The following is a 5,528-nucleotide window of genomic DNA, read 5'->3' on the forward strand; positions in this document are numbered from 1 at the left end:
AAAATTCCATCTATACCTATTAATCAAAACCTTCCTACGGTTAACGTTTTACAAGAAAACTACCTTCGGATACGGGGAAAAACTTTAGAAATTTGCCGTCCCTTGAGCAAAGAAGATTATGTTCCCCAACCTGTAGTTGATATAAGCCCTCCAAAATGGCATTTAGCACATACTACCTGGTTTTTTGAAACCTTTGTCCTACGTCCAGGAAAAAAGAAATATCGTACTTTTAACCCCTCCTATGGGTACCTATTCAATAGCTATTATGAAACGGTAGGAGAAAGAGTTTTACGACCTGACAGGGGAAATATTACCCGACCCGGAGTAGACGAGATATTTGAATACAGGAATTATGTAGACAAGGAAATGCTGGAATATCTCCAATCTCTGGATGAAACAGAATTACAAAACGTGCTGGATGTAATCAATTTGGGTTTACAGCACGAACAACAACATCAAGAACTGTTGTTTACTGATTTGAAATATATATTGGGTCATAATCCCCTTTTTCCAGCATATTTAGATTCCTCATTACAGCCAGAGAAGCCTGGAAGTTTTCCTGGACCATTAACTTATTCTGAAATTCCGGAAGGTTTATATGAGATTGGTTTTGATGGAGATGGTTTTTGTTTTGACAATGAAAAAGGACAACACAAAATATTTTTACACGCTTTTGAAGTAGCTGACCGCCTCATCACTAATGGAGAATATTTAGAGTTTATGGAATCGGGGGGCTACCGAAATTTCCGTTATTGGCTATCAGAGGGATGGGATTGGGTAAATCAACAAAGAAATAAATGTCCTTTATATTGGATACAAAGAGATGGCAAATGGTATCATTATACTTTGCATGGCTTGCTTCCTGTTGATATGAATGAACCACTTACTCATGTAAATTTTTATGAAGCAGATGCTTTTGCCGCCTGGAGAGGCAAACGACTATTAACAGAATTTGAATGGGAAATAGCTTGTCAACATTTAAGCCCTGTTATTCCTCCTCAAGCTAATTTATTAAATACCAATTTCTTGGCTCCTGTTGGTGGAGAAGGGTTCCATTTTTTTGGAGATGTATGGGAATGGACTAATAGTGCCTATTTGCCTTATCCTTATTACAGTAAAGCAAAAGGGGCTATTGGAGAATATAATGGTAAATTTATGATCAATCAGATGGTTCTAAAAGGAGGCTCCTGTGTTACTTCCAAAGACCATATTCGAATAACATATAGAAATTTTTTCCATCCACATTTGAAATGGCAATTTTCAGGTATTCGTCTGGCCAACACCATTATGTAATTCTTTAATTTATTAAAAACTCATTATGAATAGGCCCTCATTCGATATTTTCAATTGAGGGTAAAAACCTTTTTTATCCGGATGGAATCATCAGAAAACATTACTATGCAAAAAATAAGTAAGCCAAAAAAGTTTACGACAAAAGAGGAGTTTGTTAGAGACGTTTTAATAGGACTCCAATCAAATCCTAAAAAACTATCATCCAAATATTTTTATGATGAAAAGGGAGACAAGCTTTTCCAGGAAATAATGAACCTGGAGGAATATTATTTAACCAACTGTGAATATGAAATTCTAAACACTCATAAATCAGCTATTTTAGAGCTTTTTGAAAGTAATAATCGGCCCTTTCAATTGATTGAATTGGGAGCAGGAGATGGTTTGAAGACAAAAGTTCTTTTACAGGAATTTTCAAATAATAAGGCCCATTTTGAATATTCTCCAATTGATATATCGCCCCATGTTTTACAGACCCTTACCAATGATCTTCAGCAACTTTTGCCAAACCTCAAGGTAAAAAGCTTTCAGGGAGATTACTTCAAAGCTTTGGCAGCTACAAAACGTCAAAACGGATGGAGAAAGGTAGTCTTATTTTTAGGCTCAAACATTGGAAATTTTTCGATTGAACAAACCCATAATTTCTTAACCAAAATTAAGGACCTGCTTTCTCCCGGTGATTTATTATTCATAGGTTTTGACCTTAAAAAGGAGCCCGAAGTGATATTATCGGCTTACAATGATAAAAAAGGGGTAACCAGAGCTTTTAATCTAAATTTATTAAGCCGGATTAATGCTGAATTAGACGGAAATTTCGATTTGAATAAATTTGAACATTATCCAGTATATGATCCCCAATCTGGCGAATGCAGAAGTTATTTGGTAAGCAAGGAAAACCAGCAAGTAAGGCTGGAGGCTTTGGAAGAAACTATTTCATTTCATAAGTGGGAATCCATTCACACTGAAATTTCCAGGAAATTTAGTACAAAGGAGATCCATGAGTTGGCTGAAAGATCTGGATTTAAATTATTGGAAAATTTTTATGATAGCAAGGGCTTTTTTGTTGATTCCGTTTGGTTGAAAAAGTAATTTCTATTCCTTTTCTTCAGGAAATTGACCTAATTAGGTCTTCAGGGCTCATATGCCCCTTTTTCTGCCTTTTTGATAAAGCAATTATATATGGGAGTGGTCCCGAAATAAATGAACTAAATCGGCCAACAATACTTCCTTGTGATTTTTTTGATATTTTATTAAAGTAATATTAGAGGAAGGTTCTACCAAATTTTATTTTATCAGCTTTATTTTTCTCTTTTAGACTAGTAGTTCTGTTTAAATCAAATTGTAGTTGATTTTTAACCATATTGAAAAAAAGGGAATGTTTTGGGCGAAATACGTTTTCACCATTTTTAAAAAGGTTATAATTTTACCTGTCACTGATTTTTTTCTATGCCATTTAAATGATTCAATATTAATTCCCAAAGCTTTTATAAGGATTTAAAAAATCACATATGCCCGGAAATTTGCACCTTTTGTTCTTTTCTTAAAAAGTGAGAATTCCGGGTTTCAGAAATTAAATTTTCTACAGATAAATGAAATATCTAGATCTAGCAAAAAAATTAGCAGCTGCCATAAAATCAAGTTTAATTTCTGATTTAAAGACCCATGGTTTAACTAGTTTAAATTCAGAAGACTTAAAGGACATTAAGGGAACCCACCATGTGGATAAAGTAGCAAAGGAAGCAGTAGAAGAGGTTTTAACAGATGTAAATTGTAATATTTTCCTGGAATCATTTACCCCTAAGAAAAGAAAAAACGCTGATTTTTCAATTTTTATTGACCCTGTAGATGGCTCCATCAATTGGGATAAAGGTGTAGGTGATCCATGTGTGGCAATAGCTATTGCAGAAAAAACTTCTGAAATTCGTTTTGCAGATTTATCATTTGCTTATGTGGAGGGTTTACGGTCAAGAGATTATTATTTTTCTCAGGAAGGGAAATCTTTTTATTATTCTTCTTTAGCTCAAAAGAAGGTAGTTATCAACCCACAGAGTGAGAAAAAAGCCCTAAGGGAGTCGAGTGGCTATTTAAAATGTGGTTATAATGGTGCCGAAAAACAATTCTTAGCTGCATTTCCTTTATTCATAAAATGTAGAGACATTCGTTCTTTTGACAATTCTGGGACTGAACTATGTGAACTGGCTAGGAAGGCTACTGATTTTATATTGGAGGGAAGAAAATTGTCAGACTTTTATAATTTATTGGCCTATCCTATAGTAAAAAATGCTGGGGGTATAATTTGTGATTTGGAAGGAACCGACCTCCACCATCAGATGATACAAACAGACGAAATTTATGATTTCATTGCCTGTACCAATAAGGAACTTTTAAATGAAATTTTGGATGTATTATCTGATTTTAAAAAATCTAATGAATTCGGGGGAAAATCCTCTCTTTTTGTCCGAAAATAGCAATCGGAAAGCTTTCAAAAATAAGTTTGGAAGAAAACTTTATAAAGAGAGAAGTGGAAAATAATTTGACCTAAAAGAGTTTTGAAGTAAATACCGACGTTATTTAATCGTTATTTTGTTTTCAGGGTTAAGGTAAGAATTCTGAGGAATTTAAATCAGAAGATAATGCCTGTTACTTGATTTGAAAAGCTATATATTTTTTACAATTGTGAATTACTTAGCGCATTTATATTTATCCAGAGAAGATGACAAGGAAGTGATGCTGGGAAATTTTCTAGGAGATTTCGTAAAAAGGAGAGATTTCTCCAATTACAGTGAAAAAATCGTAGAAGGAATTGAATTGCATCATCAGATAGATCGTTTCACGGATCAGCATCATATCGTATCCAGAAGCAAACAGCGTTTGCGTCCTTCTTTCAGACATTATTCCTCAGTAATTGTAGATATTTTCTATGATCATTTTTTGGCCTTGCACTGGCATAAGTTTTCTGATCTTCCTTTACAATTATTTACAGATCAGGTCTATCAGTTAATGCAAGATTATTTCGTCCTTTTACCTTCTCGAACCCAATATATGCTGCCCTACATGGTTAAAGATAACTGGTTGCTGAATTACTCAAAAATGCAGGGAATAGAAAGGGTTTTTGATGGAATGGCTAGAAGAAGTTCTTTCAAATCCGGAATGGAAAAAGCCCCACTTGCTTTACAGGCAGGTTATAGGGAATATGAAAAAGAATTTATGGAGTTTTTTCCACATTTAATTGATTTTGTTAGGGAAAATAAAGTGGCGGGAGAATCCACTGTAAAGAACAAACAAAAATCAGAGTAAATAAAACCTTGTTTTTTTCCTGGCGTATCCCCCAATCCATGGGATTCTTTCTTTCCTAATTTTCGACCTCATTTATTACTCCTATTACTTCATTCATTTTTTCATTTGGTACTGTAAGAGTGAGATTGTAATGTTGGATTATCCATTGGCCTCCTTCCTTTTTTAATACTCCGGAACCCCGGCAAGTTCCCATCCAGGTATTCAGTAATTCATCAAACCAAGCATATTCCCCTTCAGAGGAAATTTCAATATTCCTTTTAGTTGCTTTAAAATCCCAAGCCTTTCCTTTTTCAAAATAGGGTTTGGCAAAAGCCCAAAACTCATCTCTTGTCCACCTTTCACCAGCATCTGTACCTAAATAAATTCCATCCTGGGCTATTTTTCCAAAGTAGCCCAAAGAATCTGCTTTGGCGGCCGCTCGATGCCAACTATCTAAATAATCATTAATTTGATTGATCTTATCTTGGCTATTTACCATCTGAATTTGACAATTCTCCTTACTTCTTGTATCGGTAATTTGAATAATTTCCCAACCTTTATTGCTTTTAAGAAGCTGAAAAGCATTTACTCCACAATGGCTTATTTTATTTCCAAGAAAAAAGGTGTACTCCGTCCAAACTGATGCCAGAGGCCCCTCCATATGAACCCTATAATTCCAAATCTTTTCGTCCCAAATGGCTTCATGGGGAGCACCTACCACTTTTACAAAATCGTCAACCGAACTTTGTCTAAGCTTGGTTTTTCCTCCTTTACTCAAAACAGTATATAATTTTGCTTCAGGGGAAAAAGTACTTCTTACAAGGGCACTGTCACCCTCACGCATTCCATCAAAAAGTCGATTTATTACTTGAATTACCTTATCCTCTTTTGAAGTTGAAACCTTTTTTTCCTGAATATTAGATTGACCAAGTAAAAAAAATGGAGCAAAGGAAATGGTCAAG

Annotated in this window: 5 protein-coding genes; 4 read left to right on the forward strand and 1 reads right to left on the reverse strand. The window is 34.7% G+C overall.

The window, feature by feature from the left end; all coding sequences use genetic code 11:
* Nucleotides 1-3 precede the first annotated feature (3 nt).
* From egtB to E1171_RS12310, 4 genes are all read left to right on the forward strand, one after another.
* Nucleotides 4-1,293 carry an ergothioneine biosynthesis protein EgtB gene (egtB, locus tag E1171_RS12295; protein ID WP_343031352.1) on the forward strand — a complete coding sequence of 430 codons (1,290 nt, stop codon included), beginning with the start codon at nucleotides 4-6 and terminating at the stop codon, nucleotides 1,291-1,293.
* A gap of 81 nt (nucleotides 1,294-1,374) precedes the next feature.
* Entirely contained in the window at nucleotides 1,375-2,379 is a 1,005-nt protein-coding gene (egtD, locus tag E1171_RS12300) for an L-histidine N(alpha)-methyltransferase (protein WP_246164315.1), read from the forward strand.
* A 500-nt stretch (nucleotides 2,380-2,879) separates the two neighbouring features.
* Nucleotides 2,880-3,758: an inositol monophosphatase family protein gene (locus tag E1171_RS12305; RefSeq protein WP_155206304.1), complete on the forward strand. Its 879-nt coding sequence runs from the start codon at nucleotides 2,880-2,882 to the stop codon at nucleotides 3,756-3,758.
* A gap of 208 nt (nucleotides 3,759-3,966) precedes the next feature.
* Nucleotides 3,967-4,587 carry an ACP phosphodiesterase gene (locus E1171_RS12310; RefSeq protein ID WP_187696420.1) on the forward strand — a complete coding sequence of 207 codons (621 nt, stop codon included), beginning with the start codon at nucleotides 3,967-3,969 and terminating at the stop codon, nucleotides 4,585-4,587.
* 55 nt (nucleotides 4,588-4,642) lie between these two features.
* Here the strand turns inward: E1171_RS12310 and E1171_RS12315 are convergent.
* The coding region (locus E1171_RS12315; protein WP_155206305.1) for a nuclear transport factor 2 family protein at nucleotides 4,643-5,528 on the reverse strand (886 nt) is incomplete at its 5' end.

It is taken from the genome of Xanthovirga aplysinae (genome assembly GCF_009711365.1).
In the GTDB taxonomy this organism is placed as follows: Bacteria; Bacteroidota; Bacteroidia; order Cytophagales; family Cyclobacteriaceae; genus Xanthovirga; species Xanthovirga aplysinae.